Genomic DNA, 1,096 nt, shown 5'->3' with positions numbered 1-1,096 from the left:
CCACCGCTTCATAGAGTCCCAACTATTCTACACATCCGTAATTCAAAATCAATGCAAAGTTGTAGTGAAGGTTCACGGGGTCTTTCCGTCCCGTGACGGGTAACCGGCATCTTCACCGATACTACAATTTCACCGGGCTCGTGGAGGAGACAGTGTTCAACTCATTAGACCATTCGTGCAGGTCGGAACTTACCCGACAAGGAATTTCGCTACCTTAGGACCGTTATAGTTACGGCCGCCGTTTACTGGGGCTTCAGTCAGAAGCTTTGGATTGCTCCGAACATCCTTCCTTAACCTTCCAGCACCGGGCAGGTATCAGGCTCTATACGTCATCTTTCGATTTTGCAGGGCCCTGTGTTTTTGTTAAACAGTTGGTTGAACCATTTTACTGAGACCTACCGAAGTAGGTTGGCTTTATCCCGAAGTTACAGCCACAATTTGCCTAGTTCCTTCTCCACGGCTCACCCGAGCGCCTTAGAATATTCTTCTCGTCTACCTGTGTCGGTTTGCGGTACGGGCCGCTTTAGCCTAACCTTAGAGGGTTTTCTCGGCGGTTATTACCTCACTCAATCGGGCCGAAGCCCTCATATACTTTCACACTTCGCCATCTCTTACGGATTTGCCAGTAAAAGATATAGCTACATGCTTAAACGGGGAATTCCGTATCCCTCGTGTGAGTGTCACTTCCGCGTCGCCCCTTCGAAACTAAAGCGGGTACTGGAATATTAACCAGTTTTCCATCAGGTGCGCCTTTCGGCTTTCCCTAAGGACCCGACTAACCCTGATCCGATTAACGTTGATCAGGAACCCTTAGACTTTCGGCGATAAAGTTTTTCACTTTATTTATCGTTACTTATACCTACATTTTCTTTTCTGACCGCTCCAGCATCCATCGCCAGACACCTTCGCTGCTGTCAGAATGCTCCCCTACCGATTGATTGCTCAATCTTAGAACTTCGGTTCGTAGTTTGATGCCCGATTATTTTCCGTGCCTGAACCCTCGACCAGTGAGCTGTTACGCACTCTTTAAATGAATGGCTGCTTCCAAGCCAACATCCTGGCTGTTATAGGGTTCAAACTTCGTTTGTTCAACTTA

1 rRNA gene (only partly in view) is annotated in these 1,096 nt (G+C 47.8%); it reads right to left on the bottom strand.

Annotation, left to right across the window (positions count from 1 at the left end):
• A 23S ribosomal RNA gene (locus IEY39_RS29570) occupies nt 1-1,096 on the bottom strand (its annotated part continues 1,039 nt past the right edge of the window); the annotation flags it as partial.

It is taken from the genome of Puia dinghuensis (assembly GCF_014642875.1).
In the GTDB taxonomy this organism is placed as follows: domain Bacteria; phylum Bacteroidota; class Bacteroidia; order Chitinophagales; family Chitinophagaceae; genus Puia; species Puia dinghuensis.
The sequence above is the reverse complement of the archived record's forward strand: the minus strand, read 5'-3'. Positions and strand labels throughout refer to the sequence as shown.